General features: G+C 63.0%; 16 protein-coding genes. 10 read left to right on the forward strand and 6 right to left on the reverse strand.

What is annotated here, in order from left to right; all coding sequences use genetic code 11:
* Positions 1-56: 56 nt before the first annotated feature.
* Positions 57-875 (reverse strand): posphoenolpyruvate synthetase regulatory kinase/phosphorylase PpsR, encoded by an 819-nt coding sequence (ppsR, locus tag AC0ZZU_RS13150; protein ID WP_476341225.1) that lies wholly within the window; start codon positions 873-875, stop codon positions 57-59.
* A 176-nt stretch (positions 876-1051) separates the two neighbouring features.
* Here ppsR and ppsA point away from each other — a divergent pair, with 176 nt between their 5' ends.
* The 8 genes from ppsA (at position 1052) to AC0ZZU_RS13190 (ending at position 9060) form a co-directional block, all read left to right on the forward strand.
* Positions 1052-3427: a phosphoenolpyruvate synthase gene (gene ppsA / locus AC0ZZU_RS13155; protein ID WP_476341454.1), complete on the forward strand. Its 2376-nt coding sequence runs from the start codon at positions 1052-1054 to the stop codon at positions 3425-3427.
* A gap of 99 nt (positions 3428-3526) precedes the next feature.
* Positions 3527-4516: an alpha/beta fold hydrolase gene (locus AC0ZZU_RS13160; protein ID WP_476341226.1), complete on the forward strand. Its 990-nt coding sequence runs from the start codon at positions 3527-3529 to the stop codon at positions 4514-4516.
* Positions 4517-4574: 58 nt separating this feature from the next.
* Entirely contained in the window at positions 4575-5066 is a 492-nt protein-coding gene (gene rraA, locus AC0ZZU_RS13165) for a ribonuclease E activity regulator RraA (protein WP_476341228.1), read from the forward strand.
* 27 nt (positions 5067-5093) lie between these two features.
* The gene (locus tag AC0ZZU_RS13170) at positions 5094-6089 is read left to right on the forward strand and encodes a zinc transporter ZntB (protein ID WP_476341229.1); all 996 of its coding nucleotides are present in this window, start codon (positions 5094-5096) and stop codon (positions 6087-6089) included.
* A gap of 66 nt (positions 6090-6155) precedes the next feature.
* A complete protein-coding gene (locus tag AC0ZZU_RS13175) occupies positions 6156-6404 on the forward strand; it encodes a CrfX protein (RefSeq protein ID WP_476341231.1) in 249 nt (82 codons plus the stop codon).
* A gap of 2 nt (positions 6405-6406) precedes the next feature.
* Positions 6407-7231 (forward strand): mechanosensitive ion channel family protein, encoded by an 825-nt coding sequence (locus AC0ZZU_RS13180; protein WP_476341232.1) that lies wholly within the window; start codon positions 6407-6409, stop codon positions 7229-7231.
* A 90-nt stretch (positions 7232-7321) separates the two neighbouring features.
* Positions 7322-7912, forward strand: a complete 591-nt coding sequence (sigX, locus tag AC0ZZU_RS13185; RefSeq protein ID WP_158459048.1) for an RNA polymerase sigma factor SigX — start codon at positions 7322-7324, stop codon at positions 7910-7912.
* A gap of 110 nt (positions 7913-8022) precedes the next feature.
* Positions 8023-9060 (forward strand): OmpA family protein, encoded by a 1038-nt coding sequence (locus AC0ZZU_RS13190; protein ID WP_476341234.1) that lies wholly within the window; start codon positions 8023-8025, stop codon positions 9058-9060.
* Between the two features lie 77 nt (positions 9061-9137).
* On the opposite strand, the gene AC0ZZU_RS13195 is transcribed toward AC0ZZU_RS13190, so the two are convergent.
* The 4 genes from AC0ZZU_RS13195 to AC0ZZU_RS13210 all read right to left on the reverse strand — a co-directional run bounded on the left by AC0ZZU_RS13195 (position 9138) and on the right by AC0ZZU_RS13210 (position 13986).
* On the reverse strand, positions 9138-10808 hold the full coding sequence (locus AC0ZZU_RS13195) for a bifunctional protein-serine/threonine kinase/phosphatase (RefSeq protein WP_476341235.1): 1671 nt from the start codon (positions 10806-10808) through the stop codon (positions 9138-9140).
* 7 nt (positions 10809-10815) lie between these two features.
* Entirely contained in the window at positions 10816-12027 is a 1212-nt protein-coding gene (locus AC0ZZU_RS13200; protein WP_476341237.1) for a nitrate/nitrite transporter, read from the reverse strand.
* Between the two features lie 155 nt (positions 12028-12182).
* Positions 12183-12758 carry an ANTAR domain-containing response regulator gene (locus AC0ZZU_RS13205; RefSeq protein ID WP_476341239.1) on the reverse strand — a complete coding sequence of 192 codons (576 nt, stop codon included), beginning with the start codon at positions 12756-12758 and terminating at the stop codon, positions 12183-12185.
* A gap of 13 nt (positions 12759-12771) precedes the next feature.
* The gene (locus AC0ZZU_RS13210) at positions 12772-13986 is read right to left on the reverse strand and encodes a CmpA/NrtA family ABC transporter substrate-binding protein (RefSeq protein WP_476341240.1); all 1215 of its coding nucleotides are present in this window, start codon (positions 13984-13986) and stop codon (positions 12772-12774) included.
* 126 nt (positions 13987-14112) lie between these two features.
* Between AC0ZZU_RS13210 and AC0ZZU_RS13215 the strand changes: the two genes are divergently transcribed.
* The gene (locus tag AC0ZZU_RS13215; RefSeq protein ID WP_476341241.1) at positions 14113-15147 is read left to right on the forward strand and encodes a quinone-dependent dihydroorotate dehydrogenase; all 1035 of its coding nucleotides are present in this window, start codon (positions 14113-14115) and stop codon (positions 15145-15147) included.
* 97 nt (positions 15148-15244) lie between these two features.
* Here the strand turns inward: AC0ZZU_RS13215 and rmf are convergent, their stop codons facing one another.
* Positions 15245-15460, reverse strand: coding sequence for a ribosome modulation factor (gene rmf, locus AC0ZZU_RS13220; RefSeq protein ID WP_003248687.1), 216 nt, complete (start codon positions 15458-15460; stop codon positions 15245-15247).
* Between the two features lie 550 nt (positions 15461-16010).
* Between rmf and rlmKL the strand changes: the two genes are divergently transcribed.
* Positions 16011-18203: a bifunctional 23S rRNA (guanine(2069)-N(7))-methyltransferase RlmK/23S rRNA (guanine(2445)-N(2))-methyltransferase RlmL gene (gene rlmKL, locus AC0ZZU_RS13225; protein WP_476341243.1), complete on the forward strand. Its 2193-nt coding sequence runs from the start codon at positions 16011-16013 to the stop codon at positions 18201-18203.
* Positions 18204-18279 lie beyond the last annotated feature (76 nt).

The following is an 18279-nucleotide window of genomic DNA, read 5'->3' on the forward strand; positions in this document are numbered from 1 at the left end:
CTACCTTTGGCCGGTACTGCCACTGCAAATGACCGTCAACACGTCTGAGCCGGGCGTTATTTGAACCGCCGCTCCACCCCTTTCTCGACCAGGATCTTCGCCGAGATCTCCTCCACCGAAAAATGCGTCGAATTGATATTCGGAATATTTTCCCGTCGGAAAAGGCTCTCGACCTCCCGCACCTCGAACTCGCACTGGGCAAAGCTCGAATACCGGCTGTTGGGCTTGCGCTCATGGCGGATGGCGGTCAGTCGGTCCGCATCGATGGTCAGGCCAAACAGCTTGTGGTGGTACTTGCGCAGCACCGAGGGCAGTTGCAGACGCTCCATGTCGTCTTCGGTCAGCGGGTAGTTGGCGGCGCGGATGCCAAATTGCATGGCCATGTAGAGGCAGGTAGGGGTCTTGCCGCAACGAGACACACCCACCAGGATCAGGTCGGCCTTGTCGTAGTAGTGCGTACGGGCGCCATCGTCGTTGTCCAAGGCGAAGTTGACCGCCTCGATGCGCTCCATATAGTTGGAGTTGCCGCCGATCGAGTGCGATTTCCCCACCGAATACGACGAATGGGCGGTCAGTTCCTGCTCCAGCGGCGCCAGGAACGTCGAGAAGATGTCGATCATGAAGCCGTTGGAGGTCGCCAGAACCTCACGGATGTCCTGGTTGACGATAGTATCGAAGATGATCGGGCGCACCCCGTCCCGCTCTGCGGCGGCGTTTATTTGCTGGACCATGGTGCGGGCCTTGTCCAGGGTGTCGATATAGGGACGGGTGAATTTGTTGAAGCCGATGCTATCGAACTGTGCCAGCAGGCTCTGACCCAGCGTTTCGGCCGTGATGCCGGTGCCATCGGAGATGAAAAAGGCGGTTCGTTTCATTTGCACCTGGGGCCTTAAGCTGCTGACAATTCTTGGATATGATAGGTTCGGTTTGCCGAACACGACGTGCCGGCATTCTCACTTATTTTCCAGGTCCAGGCCACAAGCGCCCGGCCACGCCACAACGGCAGGCGGGTGACATGAGCGTTTCCAACACAGTTGATGGAGAGATCACCTTGGTAGAGTACGTAGTTTCCCTCGATAAGCTCGGCGTCCATGATGTAGAGCATGTGGGGGGCAAGAACGCATCCCTCGGCGAGATGATCAGTAACCTCGCAGGTGCCGGTGTCTCCGTGCCGGGCGGCTTTGCCACTACGGCTCAGGCGTACCGTGATTTTCTCGAGCAGAGCGGCCTTAACGACCGCATCCATGCCTCCCTCGACGCGCTGGATGTCGACGACGTCAACGCCCTGGCCAAGACCGGCGCGCAGATTCGTCAGTGGGTGATGGAGGCCGAGTTTCCCGAGCGTCTGAACGAGGAAATCCGCGTCGCCTTCGCCGAGATGTCGAAGGACAACCCGAACATGGCCGTCGCCGTGCGTTCCTCGGCCACCGCCGAAGACCTGCCGGATGCCTCGTTTGCCGGCCAGCAGGAAACCTTCCTCAATATCCGCGGCGTCGACAACGTGATCCGCGCGGCCAAGGAAGTCTTCGCCTCGCTGTTCAACGACCGTGCCATCGCCTACCGCGTGCACCAGGGCTTCGACCACAAGCTGGTCGCCCTGTCTGCCGGCGTGCAGCGCATGGTCCGTTCGGAAACCGGCACGGCCGGCGTGATGTTCACCCTGGATACCGAATCGGGCTTCCGCGACGTGGTGTTCATCACTGGCGCCTACGGCCTGGGCGAAACCGTGGTGCAGGGCGCGGTCAACCCTGACGAATTCTACGTGCACAAGCACACCTTGCAGGCCGGGCGCCCGGCGATCCTGCGCCGCAACCTGGGCAGCAAGGCGATCAAGATGGTCTACGGCGACGAGGCCAAGGCCGGTCGTTCGGTCAAGACCGTCGATGTCGACCGCGCCGAGCGCGCGCGTTTCTGCCTGAGCGACGAGGAAGTCAACGAACTGGCCAAGCAGGCCATGATCATTGAGCAGCACTACCAGCGCCCGATGGATATCGAGTGGGCCAAGGACGGTGACGACGGCAAGCTGTACATTGTCCAGGCCCGCCCTGAAACCGTGAAGAGCCGCTCCAGCGCCAATGTCATGGAACGCTACCTGCTCAAGGAGAAGGGCACCGTGCTGGTCGAGGGCCGCGCGATCGGCCAGCGCATCGGCGCCGGCAAGGTACGCGTGATCAAGGACGTCTCGGAAATGGACAAGGTCCAGCCTGGTGACGTACTGGTCTCGGACATGACCGACCCGGACTGGGAACCGGTGATGAAGCGCGCCAGCGCCATTGTCACCAACCGCGGCGGGCGGACCTGCCACGCGGCGATCATCGCCCGTGAGCTGGGCATTCCGGCCGTGGTCGGTTGCGGTAACGCCACCCAGCTGCTCAAGGACGGCCAGGGCGTGACCGTGTCCTGCGCCGAGGGCGATACCGGCTTCATCTTCGAAGGTGAGCTGGGCTTCGACATCAAGCAGAACTCGGTGGACGCCATGCCGGCCCTGCCGTTCAAGATCATGATGAACGTCGGCAACCCCGACCGTGCCTTCGACTTTGCCCAGTTGCCCAACGAAGGCGTGGGCCTGGCGCGCCTGGAATTCATCATCAACCGCATGATCGGCGTGCACCCCAAGGCGCTGCTCAACTACGCCGGCCTGCCGCCGGAACTCAAGGACAGCGTCGACAAGCGTATCGCCGGCTACAGCGATCCGGTCGGCTTCTATGTCGAGAAACTGGTCGAAGGCATCAGCACCCTGGCCGCTGCCTTCTACCCGAAGAAGGTCATCGTGCGCCTGTCGGACTTCAAGTCCAACGAGTACGCCAACCTGATCGGCGGCAAGCTGTACGAGCCCGAGGAAGAAAACCCGATGCTGGGCTTCCGCGGTGCGTCGCGCTACATCAGCGAGTCGTTCCGGGACTGCTTCGAACTCGAATGCCGCGCCCTCAAGCGCGTGCGCAACGAGATGGGGCTGACCAACGTCGAGATCATGGTGCCGTTCGTGCGCACCCTGGGCGAGGCCAGCCAGGTCGTCGACCTGCTCGCCGAAAACGGCCTGGCCCGTGGTGACAACGGCCTGCGCGTGATCATGATGTGCGAGCTGCCGTCCAACGCGATCCTGGCCGAGGAGTTCCTCGAGTACTTCGACGGCTTCTCGATCGGCTCCAACGACCTGACCCAGCTGACCCTGGGCCTGGACCGCGACTCGGGGATCATCGCCCACCTGTTCGACGAGCGTAACCCGGCCGTGAAGAAGCTGCTGGCCAACGCCATCCAGGCCTGCAACAAGGCTGGCAAGTACATCGGCATCTGTGGCCAGGGTCCGTCGGACCACCCGGACCTGGCCAAGTGGCTGATGGAGCAGGGCATCGAAAGCGTGTCGCTGAACCCGGACTCGGTGCTCGAGACCTGGTTCTTCCTTGCCGAAGGCCAGGCAAGCGCCTGATGCGATGAGCGCGGGGGTGGCTTGCCGAAAGCCGCTCCCGCTTGAATTTTCCAGGGCGAGTTCCAGCAATGGATCCCGCCCTTTTTGCGCACTCTACTTATGCAAAGCAGCAGCACCCTCTTTCCAGTGGCCTTGCTCAGCGCCGAACGTCGTGGCGACCTGAGCGAGGACGTCTACCGCATCAAGGCGGGCAACAGTCCCGATCCCAGCGTCAAACTGGCGGTGACCCGCCTGGGCCCGGCTGACCAGCGGCGTGTCCCCGGCACGCCGGTGATCCTCCTGCACGGCAGTTTTTCCAACCGGCGGTTCTGGTATTCACCCAAGGGCATCGGCCTGGGTGCATATCTGGCGCGCGCCGGATTCGACGTGTGGATCCCCGAGATGCGCGGACACGGGCTGTCACCGCGCAACCAGAGTTGGCAGCACAACCGAGTGGCCGACTACGCCCGCTACGACCTGCCCGCCATCGGCGCGTTCGTCCGCGAGCAGTCCGGCCAGGCCCCGCACTGGGTAGGTCATTCACTGGGTGGCACGACCCTGGCCGCCGCGCTGGGCGGGCATTACCTGGACGCCAGCCTGGTCGCCAGCGCGGCCCTGTTCGGCAGCCAGGTCAGCCGCGTCTATTGGCCGCTGAAAGTGCCGCCCGTGGCCTGGGGCAGCCGCCTGCTGCTCAAGCGCTTTGGCCATCTGTCCGGCTCGCGGCTCAAGCGTGGCCCGGAGGACGAGCCCATCGGCCTGGCGTTGGAGAGCCTGCGCTGGCATGGCCTGTTCGGGCGATTCGGCGCCGGCAAGGACGACTGGTGGGCAGGCCTTGCCCAGGTCGAGGTGCCGGTGCTGGCAGTGGCCGGGGCGGGGGATCATCAGGATCCGGTCTGGGCCTGCCGCAAACTGCTCGAGCAGGTGGGCGGCGAGCACAAGCAGTTCGTGTGCCTGGGCCGGGAGCACGGTTTCGAGGCGTTCGGGCATGTCGACATGCTGGTCAGCAAGGCAGCGCAGGAGCAGGTGTGGCCTTTGGTGGAGCGTTGGTTGCGCGATCCCTTGCAACCCCTGCTGGGCGAGGCAGCGGTGGTTTCGCCAGCGCTGGGTTAACGTTAGGATGCTTGAACCGGCTAGACCCGACTTTCGTTGTGACTGACAGGAGCTTCCCATGCAGCACTACATAACCCCCGATCTGTGCGATGCCTATCCTGACCTGGTTCAGGTGCTGGAGCCGATGTTCAGCAATTTCGGCGGACGTGATTCGTTCGGTGGCCAGATCGTCACCCTCAAATGCTTCGAAGACAATTCGCGGGTCAAGGAGCAGGCCGGGCTCGACGGCAAGGGCAAGGTACTGGTCGTCGATGGCGGAGGCTCGCTGCGCTGTGCCTTGCTGGGTGACATGATCGCCGAAAACGCAGCCCGCAACGGCTGGGAAGGTCTGGTGATCTACGGCTGCGTGCGCGATGTCGATGTTCTGGCACAGACCGATGTCGGCATCCAGGCCCTGGCCAGTCATCCCCTGAAAACCGAAAAGCGCGGGCTTGGCGACCTGGATGTGGTCGTAACGTTCGCCGGCGTGACCTTTCGCCCGGGCCACTACCTGTATGCCGACAACAATGGCGTGATCGTCTCGCCCACCCCGCTGAAAATGCCGGAGTAAACGCGCAACTGCGCTGATGGAGTGTTGATGTTCGAGGAAGACAACGCGCAGTGGGGCCTGGTGCATGCCCTGGTGCTCGATGGCAAAGGCGGGGCGCGCACCATCGCGCGCACCGAGCTGATCGATCTTCAGATGCAACCGGATGAGAGCCTCTGGCTGCATTGGGACCGCAGTCATCCGCAGACCCGCAGCTGGTTGCTGCACGAGAGCGGCCTGAGCGAGTTCGCTTGTGAGCTGTTGCTCGAGGAAAATACCCGGCCACGGCTTCTGCCGATGGCAGGCGAGCAGATGCTGCTGTTCCTGCGCGGGGTCAATCTCAATCCCGGTGCCGAGCCCGAGGACATGGTCTCGGTACGCATCTTCGCCGAGGCGCAGCGGGTGATCTCGTTGCGCCTTCGTCCCCTGCGCGCCAGTGACGAGATGCTGCAGCAACTGGCGGAGGGCAGGGGGCCCAAGACCGCCTCCGAGTTGCTGCTGGTGATGGGCGAGCTGTTGACCGAAAAGGTCCAGGCCCTGGTCAGCGAACTGTCCGAACTGGCCGATCTCGAAGAAGAACGGGCGGAATCCGACGAGCGGTACAAGCCCTCCCAGGGCGCTCTCCAGCAGATCCGCCGCCGTGCGGCTGGGCTGCGCCGTTTCCTGGCACCGCAGCGCGACATCTATGCCCAGCTTTCGCGTAGCAAGTGCAGCTGGTTCGCCCACGATGACGGCGATTACTGGAACGAGCTCAACAACAGCCTTATCCGCTACCTCGAAGAGCTCGAGCTCACCCGCGAGCGCGCGGCGCTGGTGCTCGAAACCGAGGACCGCAAGCGCGCCGAGCGCATGAACCGCACCATGTACCGCTTTGGCATCATTACCTGCATCTTCTTGCCCATGAGCTTTCTCACCGGCCTGCTGGGCATCAATGTCGGCGGGATCCCGGGATCTGACAGCCCGTATGGTTTCCTCTATGCGAGCCTGCTGGTGCTCGGCCTGGCCGTGGGGCAGTGGTGGATTTTCCGGCGGCTGCGGTGGGTCTGACCCACTGGGCGGGTGTGACCCGGCGTCTCTCCCTCTCGTCTCTGACTGACATTGCGCGAGGTGCCCATGCACGATCCGTTTGAAGAATCCCTGCGGGACCTGCTCCAGGCTTCCCCGTCCGGTAACGACCGCGACGACGATGCCTGCCTGGGCCGGGTCCTGAAAACCGCCAACCGCCAGGTTGGCGCGGGCGATCTGTTCAGCCTGCTGGGCCGCTGGAGCCAGGCACTGATGATCGCCGTGAACAATGGCTCGGCGCATGTGTCGCCGGTACGCCGCAAACCTGCCTCAGGCAAAGCTGATAAGGCTGATTGAATATGGAACTTGATCTCTGGACCCAGAGCCTGGTCACCGCCATGACCGCCCTATGGACAAAAATCGCGAATTTCATCCCTAACCTGTTCGGCGCGCTGGTTGTGGTGCTGCTCGGTTTTGTGGTCGCCAAGCTGCTCGATACCCTGTTGTCCAAGCTGCTGGCCAAGGTAGGCCTGGACCGTCTGATGGCCGGCACGGGTCTCACCAAGATGTTGAGCCGGATCGGCATTCAGGTGCCGATCTCGACCCTGATCGGCAAGATCGTCTACTGGTTCGTGCTGCTGATCTTCCTCGTCTCGGCAGCTGAGTCGCTGGGGCTGGAACGGGTTTCCGCCACGCTGGACATGCTCGCGCTCTACCTGCCCAAGGTGTTCGGCGCAGCGCTGGTGCTGCTGGCAGGCGTGCTGCTCGCCCAGTTGGTCAACGGCCTGGTGCGCGGAGCCGCCGAAGGCATCGGCCTGGACTACGCCGCCGGGGTAGGGCGCATCGTCCAAGGGCTGGTGATCTTGATCGCGATCTCGGTGGCCATCAGCCAGCTCGAAGTCAAGACCGACCTGCTGAACCACGTTATCGTCATCGGCTTGATAACCGTTGGTCTGGCCGTTGCCTTGGCCATGGGCCTGGGAAGCCGCGAGATCGCTGGTCAGATTCTAGCCGGCATCTATGTTCGCGAACTTTACCAGGTCGGCCAGCAGGTCCGGATTGGAGAGGTCGAAGGGCAGATCGAAGAGATCGGTACGGTGAAGACGACATTGCTCACCGATGATGGCGACCTGGTGTCACTGTCTAATCGGATCCTTCTCGAGCAGCGAGTCAATAGCCGCTAACCGGGCAAAAGCTGTTAATGTATGCCGCCGCAAAAATTGGCCCGGGTGGGTCTTGCGGCGACATTGACCTGACTGTCGGCCAGATCCGTTTTGAATAAAGTTCACTCGCTGCCCACGCGCTACGACCCACGCGAGCTCACCGACGAAGAGTTGGTGGCGCGTTCGCATGAGGAGCTATTTCACGTTACCCGCGCCTATGAGGAGCTCATGCGGCGCTACCAACGGACCCTTTTTAACGTCTGTGCGCGTTATTTAGGGAACGACCGGGACGCGGATGATGTCTGTCAGGAGGTGATGCTGAAGGTTCTGTACGGGTTGAAGAACTTCGAGGGTAAATCCAAGTTCAAGACCTGGCTTTATAGCATCACCTACAACGAGTGCATTACCCAGTACCGCAAGGAGCGACGCAAGCGTCGGTTGATGGACGCCTTGAGCCTGGATCCTGTTGAAGAGGCATCCGAGGAGAAGGCACCAAAGGCCGAAGAAAAAGGCGGGCTGGACAAATGGCTGGTGTATGTGAACCCGATCGATCGGGAAATTCTGGTGCTGCGCTTTGTCGCGGAACTCGAATTCCAGGAGATTGCAGACATCATGCACATGGGGCTGAGCGCGACGAAAATGCGTTACAAACGCGCGCTCGACAAGCTCCGGGAGAAATTTGCCGGTCTGACTGAAACTTAGTGGGATGCAAATATCTCTAACCAGTTGGCGAGTTCTGCTAGACTTGCCGACGAGTTGTCCCCCGGATTTTGGTGGGACTGCTTAACTATCACCAGATGGGGATTTAACGGATGAAATTGAAAAACACCTTGGGCTTGGCCATTGGTTCTCTTGTAGCCGCTACTTCGATCGGCGCTCTGGCACAAGGCCAAGGCGCGGTCGAAACCGAGATCTTCTACAAGAAGGAATACTACGACAGCCAGCGCGACTTCAAGAACGACGGTAACCTGTTCGGTGGTTCGATCGGTTACTTCCTGACTGACGACGTCGAGCTGCGCCTGGGCTACGATGAAGTCCACAACGTTCGTGGCGAAGATGGCAAGAACATCAAGGGTTCCGATACCGCCCTTGACGCTGTCTACCACTTCAACAACCCGTACGACGCAATTCGTCCGTACGTTTCCGCTGGTTTCTCGCACCAGAGCCTGGGCCAGACCGGCCGTGGCGGTCGTGACCACTCCACCTTCGCCAACGTTGGCGCCGGTGCCAAGTGGTACATCACCGACATGCTGTACGCTCGTGCTGGCGTCGAAGCGCAGTACAACATCGACCAGGGCGACACCGAGTGGGCTCCAAGCGTCGGTATCGGCATGAACTTCGGCGGTAGCCCGAAGCAACAGGCTGAGCCAGCTCCTGCTCCAGTTGCCGAAGTCTGCTCGGACAGCGACAACGATGGCGTGTGCGACAACGTCGACAAGTGCCCAGACACCCCGGCCAACGTTACCGTTGACGCCGACGGCTGCCCGGCTGTTGCCGAAGTCGTACGTGTCGAGCTGGACGTGAAGTTCGACTTCGACAAGTCGGTTGTCAAGCCGAACAGCTACGGTGATATCAAGAACCTGGCTGACTTCATGAAGCAGTACCCACAGACCACCACCACTGTTGAAGGTCACACTGACTCCGTCGGTCCTGACGCTTACAACCAGAAGCTGTCCGAGCGTCGCGCTGGCGCCGTCAAGCAGGTTCTGACCCAGCAGTACGGTGTTGAATCGAGCCGTGTTGACTCGGTTGGTTACGGTGAGACCCGTCCGGTTGCTGACAACGCCACCGAAGAAGGCCGCGCTGTGAACCGTCGCGTAGAAGCACAAGTAGAAGCCCAAGCCAAGTAATTGGTCTGACGCTTCACGAAAAACCCGGCCTCGGCCGGGTTTTTCTATGCCTGCGATTTGTCGATCCGGGCCTGCTTTCAGCCTTTGAGCAATACCACCAGCAGGGTCAGGTTGAGGACGAGCGACAGCAGTGCCAGTCCGCGCCAGACTTTCAGCGGTTCGCGTTCGAGCAGGGGGCGGGGGCGGCTGTCGATCACCTGTCGGTCGCCCTGTTCGAGCAACAGCAACCATTGCTCGGCCGTCTCGAAGCGTTGGGCGGGATCAGCCGCCACCGCTTGTTCAAAATTGCGTTGCAGCCAGTCGGGCAAATCGGGCCGGTAGCGTGCAGCGCTGACTGGCGTGCCGAAACGCGGGCGCTGGAAAGCTTCTATCTCGCCGAAGGGATAATGCCCGGTCAGCAGGAAATACAGGCTCACGCCCACGGCATACAGGTCCTGGCGTGGACTGGGCGGCTGTCCGTCGAATGCTTCTGGCGCGATGAATGAAGGCGTGCCCGGCAGCTCGCAGGGCCGGTCTTCGCAGAGGCCGGGACAATATGCCAGTCCGAAGTCGAGCAGGCGCAGCTGGCCGTCCTCGCCCAGGTGCAGGTTCTCGGGCTTGATATCCCGGTGCAGCAGGTTGCGCCGGTGCAGCACGCCCACCGCCTGCAGCAGCTGGCGCGCCAGGTCCAGCCATTGCGCCAGTGGCAGCGGCCCCTGCCTGGCAAATAGCGCTGCCAGGCTTTGCCCTGGATACTCACGCATGAGGTAGTAGAGGTGCTGGCGCTGGCTGGCCGGATGCACCTCGGGAAAATGACGCCCCGCGACTCGGCGCAGGAACCATTCTTCCATCAGCAAGCCTTGCAGCGCACCGATTTCCTGTTCGCGGGCAGTGGGAAGTGTCTTCAGCAGCCAGCTGTGCTGCTGCGGATCTCGCACGCGATAGAGCAGCGACTGACGGCTTTGGGCTACAAGCGAGTCGACCTGCCAGCCGTCGATCGACTGCCCGGGACGCAAATGCCCCGGCAACGGCCATTGCTGCAACTGGGCCAGGGTGTCGCCAAGATTGACTGGGCCAAGCTGGTCGATGCGCACCAGCAGGGCACTGGCGTTGTCCTGGCTGCCGCTGAGGTGGGCAGTGCTGACCAGGGTGTCAGCCGCTTGCTGCAGATCAGGTTGATCGCGCAGCACCGACTGGATCTGCTGGTCGCTAAGGCTCGCCCAGACGCCATCGCTGAGCAGCAGGAAGCAGTCGTGCGGCTGCAGCTCGCCCTCCAGGTAATCCACCAGCAGGTGCTGGTCCAGGCCCAGGGCGCGCTTGAGCACGTGCTGCATGCCCGGCTGGTCCCAGACATGGTCCTCGCTGAGGCATTGCAGCTTCTCCGATGCCCAGCGATAGGCCCGGCAATCCCCGACATGCGCCAGTGTGAAGCGCCGGCCCCGCAGCACCAGGGCACTCAGGGTCGTCAGCAGGGGCTGCCCGGCACCTTGGGCACGTAGCCATCGGTTTTGGGCCAGCAACAGCCGGTCGAGTGCCTGAGCCACGCCCCAGGTGGCGGGGGTGGCATAGTAGTCTATAGCCAGCGCCTGCAGGCTCGCGCGGGCGGCGAGACCGCCATCCGCGCACTGGCTGACACCGTCGGCCAGCGCGAACAGGTAGCCCTTGCTTGCGGCGAGCTCCGGTGCAGGCGTGACCAGGCGCAGCGCATCCTGGTTTTCCTCGCGTGGGCCGGTGGCGGTGGCCTGGGCAAAGCTCAATCTCAGGCTCATGGGATGCTCAGACGCGCGCTGCGGTCACGGCCGCCGAGCCCCAGGTGGTGCGCCAGCGCTGCTTGACCCCGTACAGGCCGAACCATGCCAGCAAGCCGAGGCTGGCGAACAGCCAGAGGCCCATCTGGTAGTCCCCGGTGTGTTGCTTGATGGTGCCCAGGCCTGCGGCCAGCAGGAAACCGCCGATACCGCCTGCCATGCCGATCAGTCCCGTCATGACACCGATCTCCTGGCGAAAACGCTGTGGCACCAGCTGGAACACCGCACCGTTGCCGGCGCCCAGGCCAAGCATGGCGCTGACGAACAGCGCCAGGGCGGCGGTGGCGCTGGGTACGTTGAAACCGACCGCGGCAATGCATACCGCAGCCACTGCGTACATGCCCAGCAAGGTGCGGATGCCGCCGAAGCGGTCAGCCAGGGCGCCGCCGAGAGGTCGCATCAGGCTGCCGGCGAATACGCAGGCAGCGGTGTAGTAGCCTGCGGTGATCGGACTCAGGGCGTACTGGTCGCTGAAGTAGCCGGGCAATGCGCTGGCCAGGCCGATGAAGCCGCCGAAGGTGACGCTGTAGAAGAACATGAACCACCAGCTGTCCCGGTCACCCAGGGCCTTGAGGTAGTCCGAGGTGGACTTGGGCTTGGGCCGCTCAGGGGCATTGCGCGCGAGCAGCGCGAACACAACCAGCGCCAGTACCAGGGGAATCAACGCGAAGCCGAACACGTTGCTCCAGCCGAAGCCTGCGGCCAGCGCCGGGGCGAGCAGGGCGGCGAACACGGTGCCGGAGTTGCCAGCCCCGGCGATGCCCATGGCCTTGCCCTGGTGCTGCGGCGGATACCACTGCGAGGCCAGCGGCAGCGACACGGCGAACGAGGCGCCGGCAAAGCCCAGGAACACGCCCAGCAGCAGTGCCTGCTCGTAGGTATGGATGCCCAGGTACCAGGCGCAGGCCAGGGCCACGATGACGATAACCTGGCCGATCATGCCCGCGGTCTTGGGCGACAGGCGATCGACCAGCACACCCATGGCCAAACGCAGGATGGCTCCGGCCAGGATCGGCGTCGCGACCATCAGCCCCCGCTGCTGCGGCGTCAATTGCAGGTCGGTGGCAATCTGCACCGCGAGTGGGCCGAGCAGGTACCAGACCATGAAGCTCAGGTCGAAATACAGGAAGGCGGCAAACAGGGTGGGCACATGGCCGGATTTCCAGAAGCTCGTATTCATCGGGCACCTCGCTCAGGCAAACAAAAAAAGACGCCGCTGCCATCTCCCGGTGGTGGGAGGGGCGAGCGACGTCTTTGTCGTGTTGGAAGGGCAACCGCCGTTGGTTGCCTGTCTCAGATGAGTAGCAAGAGCCGGGCCAATGCGCTGGGTCCTGGCTAACCCAGCAACTCCTGCATCGCAATGATCTGCTCCGCCACCTGTACCAGCTTCTGCTGCTTGCTCATCGCCTGGCGGCGCATCAGGGTGTAGGCCTGTTCTTCGTTGCAGTCCTTCATCTTCATCAGCAGCCCCTTGGCCTGCTCGATGCGCTTGCGCTCCACAAGTTGCTGGTCACGGGCTTGCAGCTGGGCCTTGAGCGCCTGGTCGCTCTCGAAGCGTGCCATGGCGACGTCGAGAATCGGCTGCAGGCGCGTAGCCTGGATGCCTTCGATAATGTAGGCGCTGACTCCGGCCTGGATCGCCTGGCGCATCACCGCCGGGTCGTGCTCGTCGGTAAACAGCACGATCGGGTGCGGCCGGTCACGGCTTACCAGCACCACCTGTTCCATCACGTCCCGTCCCGGTGACTCGGTATCGATCAGCACAACGTCCGGGCGCACCGTTTCGACGCAGGCGGGCAGGTCGATAGTCAGGCCGGCGGCGTCGATCACTTCGAAGCCGGCTTCGATGAGGGCAGCCTTCAGGCGGCCGACTTTTTTCTCGGTATCGTCGATCAGCAGGATCCGCAGCATGCTCATGCCCCCTTCACAGACCGACACGAGCGGTCGGCAGCTCGTTCATGGCATGCAGGTGGAAGCTGCGCGCATAGCCGTGGGGATCGCTGCCGTCCCAGCGGCTGCCATCGATCAGCTGGCTGCTGCGCATGGGCAGCTGGCTGCACTGTACGCCCACTGCCTCGGCCGCCTCGCGGTACAGCGCCAGCTGCTGGACCTGGCGGGCGACGCCGAGATAGTCAGGATCGTCGCGCAGCAGGCCCCAGCGGCGGAACTGGGTCATGAACCACATGCCATCGGACAGGTAGGGCAGGTTGCAACGGCCCTGGTCAAAGAAGCGTAGCGCGTGCGGATCTTGCCAGCGGTGGCCGAGGCCATCCTCGTAGTCGCCCAGCAACCGCGGCTCGATGCGCCCCACGGCGGTGTCCAGGTATGCCCTGCCGCTCAGCAGTTGCGCGGTGCCGCGGCGATTCTCGAGGCTCTGTTCCATGAAGCGGCTGGCGGCCAGGATTGCCTTGACCAGCGCCCGCGCGCTGTTGGGGTACTGCTCTACGAAGGCGCGGGCGCAGCCCAGGACCTTTTCAGGGTGATCAGGCCAGATCGACTGGCTCGTGGCAAGGGTGAAGCCCTGGCCCTGTGCCACGGCATCGGCTGACCAGGGCTCACCGACGCAGAAGCCGTCGATCCGCCCGGCCTGCAGATGCGCAACCATCTGCGCGGGAGGCACTACTACGCTGTCGACATCGCGTAGCGGATGGATGCCTTGGCTGGCCAGCCAGTAATACAGCCACATGGCGTGAGTGCCTGTAGGAAAGGTCTGCGCGAAGGTCAGTCGTGCGCCGTTCTGGTGCACGAGTCGAGCCAGTGCCTCGGGGTTGACCACGCCTTTGCGTTGCAGGGCAGCGGAAAGGTTGATGGCCTGGGCGTTCTGGTTGAGGCCCATGAGCACCGCCATGTCGGTTTCCGCGCCGCCGCCGATGCCCAGGTGGACCGCATAGATCAGGCCGTAGAGGCTGTGGGCGGCATCCAGCTCGCCACTGACCAGCTTGTCGCGCAGTCCAGCCCAGGAGCTTTGGCGCTTGAGATTCAGGGTCAGGCCATAGGGTTGGGCGAAGCCCTGGGTCGCCGCGACCACTACCGAGGCGCAGTCGGACAAGGCCATGAAACCGATATCGAGGACGGGTTTCTCCGGCGCATCGCTGCCGTTGACCCAGGCCAGGGGGGTTGCTGGAGGTGCTGTATTCACGAAAATCCTCGCCAGTACTGATAGGCTCTGTGCAACGTCTGTAGCAACCCATATGCCAAGGCCCTGTCGCCGAGGCGGCGCGATGGCTATAATCGCCGCCTCACTCACGTCGAGTCTTGCCCGCCCATGTATACCCTGGCCCGCCAGCTGCTGTTCAAGCTCTCTCCGGAGACCTCCCACGACCTGTCCCTGGACCTGATTGGCGCCGGTGGCCGCCTCGGTCTCAACGGCATGCTGTGCAAGCGGCCAGCCGCGCTGCCGGTCACGGTCATGGGCTTGAACTTTGCCAACCCGGTCGGCCTGGCTGCGGGCCTGGACAAGAACGGCGCCGCCATCGATGGCTTCGCCCAGCTGGGCTTCGGCTTTGTCGAGATCGGCACCGTCACCCCCCGTGCGCAGCCGGGCAATCCCAAGCCACGGATCTTCCGTCTGCCCGAGGCACAGGCCATCATCAACCGCATGGGCTTCAACAACCTGGGCGTTGATCACCTGTTGGGCCGGGTACGCGCCTCGCGCTACGACGGCGTCCTGGGCATCAATATCGGCAAGAACTTCGACACCCCGGTCGAGCGCGCGGTGGACGACTACCTGATCTGCCTGGAAAAGGTCTACGCCCACGCCAGCTACATCACGGTCAACGTCAGCTCGCCGAACACCCCGGGCCTGCGCAGCCTGCAGTTCGGCGACTCGCTCAAGCAACTGCTCGACGCTCTGGCGGTGCGCCGCGAGCAACTCGTTGCCACCCATGGCAAGCGTGTGCCGCTGGCCATCAAGATCGCGCCGGACATGAGCGACGAAGAAACTGCTCTGGTGGCCGCAGCGCTGCTGGACTCGGGGATGGACGCGGTAATCGCCACCAATACCACGCTGGGGCGCGAAGGTGTGGAGGGGCTGGAGCATGGTGCCGAGGCGGGCGGCCTGTCAGGCGCGCCCGTGCTGGAGAAGAGCACGCATATCGTCAAGGTGCTGGCCGGCGAGCTGGGCGGCAGGCTGCCGATCATCGCGGCGGGCGGGATCACCGAAGGCCGTCATGCCGCGCAGAAGATCGCCGCGGGCGCTAGCCTGGTGCAGATCTACTCGGGCTTCATCTACAGGGGCCCAGCACTGATTCGCGAAGCGGTGGATGCCATCGCGGCGCTGCCTCGCCACGAGCAGGTGTAGATGGCGTTGGCATAAAAAAGGGCCCCCTGAAGGGGCCCCTGGGCCTTAGCCCGCCGCCCGGATGGGGCGCGCATGGTGAATAAAATCAGATCCTCGTTCAGCCAACGGCGTGATTTTCGTTGAGTCGGTGAATCCCTGCGGTGCCGGTCATACCGTCCCAGTTGTCGCCGCGTCCTTCGCGCCAGCCATTGATCCATGCCTGGCGTACTGACGGTAGATTAAAAGGGCAAAGCTCGCGGGATTTGCCGGTGACCCCATATTGGTAGCCACGTGAATATGCTCTTTCCAACGGATCACGCTTAAGTCTTCTCATAGGGTGTTGCCCTCACTTGTTGACTGTAATGTCCCGTCGGCCTCTTTGAGGCCGGGCAGAATCTTTCTGCCGGTTTGCGCTCGCTGCCGGCGTCGCGAGCGGTAGTGTTGCCCCGTTGCGGTGACAACCTGATACGAGTTCTAACCAATGCAGGTCACAGTGTGAATGATCGATTTGTCATAAGGACGTAACCTTTCCAAAGGTGAAGAGATAAGTAAATGAATGCGTCGCAACTCGGTTTGACGCAAACCCCGCTATGATCGGGGTTTACGCGACACGTGCCCTCATTTGGCCATTGTTTCCAAGCGGTGACGGCAACATTTAGTAATGCGACGAAGGGTCATTAATCGGACCTTTTGCCGGAAATTTTCGTTCTGCCGGGTAATCAAAGCTTCTTTGCCATTGGCAAAAAGCTGGTTTATCTGGCGGCCCGGCAAACCTGGCTTACCAGGCTGCCACTCGAACGCTTGCAAGAAGGGCGTTCGAGCAAACATTGGCAGGGCATGCGTTGCCCTGTCACTTCATCTTGCCCAAGGCTCTGGATTTGCTCATGTCGGATCGTTTCGAACTTTATCTTACCTGCCCGAAGGGCCTGGAAAGCCTGCTAGCTGAAGAAGCTCGCGGCCTGGGCCTTGAGGATGTGCGTGAACACACCTCAGCCATCCGTGGCACCGCCGACATGGAAACCGCCTACCGCCTGTGCCTCTGGTCACGGCTGGGCAACCGCGTCCTGCTGGTGCTCAAGCGTTTCAACATGAAGAACGCCGACGACCTCTATGACGGTGTCAACGAGGTTGACTGGCACGACCACATGGCCTGCGACGGCACCCTGGCCGTGGAGTTCAGCGGCCATGGCTCGGGGATCGACAACACTCACTTTGGCGCCTTGAAGGTCAAGGACGCCATCGTCGACAAGCTGCGCAACCGCGAGGGCGAGCGTCCTTCGGTCGACAAGCTCAACCCGGACGTTCGCGTGCACCTGCGCCTGGATCGCGGCGAGGCGATCCTGTCGCTGGACCTTTCCGGTCATAGCCTGCACCAGCGCGGCTATCGCCTGCAGCAGGGCGCCGCGCCCCTCAAGGAAAACCTGGCCGCTGCGGTACTGATCCGCGCTGGCTGGCCTCGGATTGCCGCCGAGGGTGGCGCACTGGCCGACCCGATGTGCGGCGTGGGCACCTTCCTGGTGGAGGCAGCGATGATCGCCGCCGATATCGCCCCCAACCTCAAGCGCGAACGCTGGGGCTTCACTGCATGGCTGGGCCATGTACCGGCCCTGTGGCGCAAGGTCCACGACGAAGCCACCGCCCGTGCGCAAGCCGGCATGGCCAAGCCGCCGTTGTGGATTCGCGGCTACGAAGCTGACCCACGGCTGATCCAGCCAGGACGCAACAACGTCGAGCGTGCCGGCCTGAGCGACTGGGTGAAGATCTACCAGGGTGAGGTCGGTACCTTCGAGCCACGTCCAGACCAGAACCAGAAAGGCCTGGTCATCAGCAACCCGCCGTACGGCGAACGCCTGGGCGACGAAGCCAGCCTGCTCTATCTCTACCAGAACCTTGGCGAGCGCCTGCGCCAGGCGTGCCTGGGCTGGGAAGCGGCGGTGTTCACCGGCGCCCCGGAACTGGGCAAGCGCATGGGCATTCGCAGCCACAAGCAGTACGCCTTCTGGAACGGCGCGCTGCCGTGCAAGCTGTTGCTGATCAAGGTCACCGCGGACCAGTTCGTCACCGGTGAGCGGCGTCAGCCTGAGCAGGCCGGTAGCGACCAGCCGCGTCCGACGCCAGTCGCGCATGAGCCCGCGCGCCTGAGCGAGGGTGCGCAGATGTTCGCCAACCGGCTGCAGAAGAACCTCAAGCAGCTGGGCAAGTGGGCCCGCCGCGAGCAGGTCAGCTGCTATCGCCTCTATGATGCCGACATGCCCGAGTACGCCTTGGCGGTCGACCTGTATGAAGGCTGGGTGCATGTGCAGGAATACGCGGCGCCTCGTTCGATCGACCCTGAGAAGGCCCAGGCGCGTCTGTTCGATGCCTTGGCGGCAATTCCCCAGGCGCTTGGCATTGATCAGGATCGCGTGGTGCTCAAGCGCCGCGAGCGCCAGAGCGGCACCCGCCAGTATGAACGTCAGGCCACTCAAGGCCAGTTCCGCGAAGTCAGCGAGGGTGGCGTCAAGCTGCTGGTCAACCTCACGGATTACCTGGACACCGGGCTGTTCCTCGACCACCGCCCGATGCGCATGCGCATCCAGCGCGAGGCTGCGGGCAAGCGCTTCCTCAACCTGTTCTGCTACACCGCCACCGCCAGCGTGCATGCGGCCAAGGGCGGCGCGCGCAGCACCACCAGCGTCGATCTGTCCAAGACTTACCTGGACTGGGCGCGCCGCAACCTTTCGCTGAACGGTTTCTCGGACAAGAACCGTCTGGAGCAGGGTGATGTGATGGCCTGGATGCAGGAGTGTCGGGAAAGCTACGACCTGATCTTCATCGACCCGCCGACCTTCTCCAACTCCAAGCGTATGGAAGGCGTGTTCGATGTGCAGCGCGACCATGTCGAGCTGATCGACCTGGCCATGGCCCGTCTGGCGCCTGGCGGCGTGTTGTATTTCTCAAACAACTTCCGCAAGTTCCTGCTCGACGAGCATCTGGGGGAGCGGTACGCGGTGGAAGAAATCAGTGCCCAGACCCTGGATCCGGACTTCTCACGTAACAGCCGCATCCACAAGGCCTGGCGCCTGCAGTTGCGCTGAGGGTCGTTGTAGGAGCGGCCTTGTGCCGGGACGCAGGGGGGCGGGTTGTGTGCTTGTAGAAGGGGGGCGCGTTGCA

The sequence above is a fragment of the Pseudomonas sp. JE3303 genome (assembly GCF_056312565.1).

Excerpts from the sequence above, each read along its gene's own strand:
- ppsR (WP_476341225.1), bottom strand. The coding sequence starts at position 875 with ATGAAACGAACCGCCTTTTTCATCTCCGATGGCACCGGCATCACGGCC.
- AC0ZZU_RS13160 (WP_476341226.1), top strand. The coding sequence starts at position 3,527 with ATGCAAAGCAGCAGCACCCTCTTTCCAGTGGCCTTGCTCAGCGCCGAA.
- rraA (WP_476341228.1), top strand. The coding sequence starts at position 4,575 with ATGCAGCACTACATAACCCCCGATCTGTGCGATGCCTATCCTGACCTG.
- AC0ZZU_RS13170 (WP_476341229.1), top strand. The coding sequence starts at position 5,094 with ATGTTCGAGGAAGACAACGCGCAGTGGGGCCTGGTGCATGCCCTGGTG.
- AC0ZZU_RS13175 (WP_476341231.1), top strand. The coding sequence starts at position 6,156 with ATGCACGATCCGTTTGAAGAATCCCTGCGGGACCTGCTCCAGGCTTCC.
- AC0ZZU_RS13180 (WP_476341232.1), top strand. The coding sequence starts at position 6,407 with ATGGAACTTGATCTCTGGACCCAGAGCCTGGTCACCGCCATGACCGCC.
- AC0ZZU_RS13190 (WP_476341234.1), top strand. The coding sequence starts at position 8,023 with ATGAAATTGAAAAACACCTTGGGCTTGGCCATTGGTTCTCTTGTAGCC.
- AC0ZZU_RS13195 (WP_476341235.1), bottom strand. The coding sequence starts at position 10,808 with ATGAGCCTGAGATTGAGCTTTGCCCAGGCCACCGCCACCGGCCCACGC.
- AC0ZZU_RS13200 (WP_476341237.1), bottom strand. The coding sequence starts at position 12,027 with ATGAATACGAGCTTCTGGAAATCCGGCCATGTGCCCACCCTGTTTGCC.
- AC0ZZU_RS13205 (WP_476341239.1), bottom strand. The coding sequence starts at position 12,758 with ATGCTGCGGATCCTGCTGATCGACGATACCGAGAAAAAAGTCGGCCGC.
- AC0ZZU_RS13215 (WP_476341241.1), top strand. The coding sequence starts at position 14,113 with ATGTATACCCTGGCCCGCCAGCTGCTGTTCAAGCTCTCTCCGGAGACC.
- rmf (WP_003248687.1), bottom strand. The coding sequence starts at position 15,460 with ATGAGAAGACTTAAGCGTGATCCGTTGGAAAGAGCATATTCACGTGGC.
- rlmKL (WP_476341243.1), top strand. The coding sequence starts at position 16,011 with ATGTCGGATCGTTTCGAACTTTATCTTACCTGCCCGAAGGGCCTGGAA.